Below are 215 nucleotides of genomic sequence, written 5' to 3' on the forward strand. Positions count from 1 at the left end.
TTTTGAATTGCATAAAGGGTCTTGGAACATCAATAAGAGTAATGCTGTGAATCCATTAGACTACTTAGGAAAAGGAGACGGTGGTGGTACAACTGACCCTTCTGATAAACCGCTACAACCAAAAGGGCTGGGAATTGCAACGTCTAAATACCCAGAAGGATGGGGCATTAATTTATATAGTGGTCCTGGAAAAGATGCTTGGTTTACAGGTCATG

At 41.4% G+C, this 215-nt stretch carries 1 protein-coding gene; it reads left to right on the forward strand.

What is annotated here, in order from left to right; genetic code table 11:
• Positions 1-215: hypothetical protein (locus FSZ13_RS18320; protein ID WP_222116631.1), on the forward strand; the 215-nt coding region annotated here is incomplete at both ends.

Source organism: Stenotrophomonas rhizophila, assembly GCF_007667275.1.
Taxonomy (GTDB): domain Bacteria; phylum Pseudomonadota; class Gammaproteobacteria; order Xanthomonadales; family Xanthomonadaceae; genus Stenotrophomonas; species Stenotrophomonas maltophilia_AE.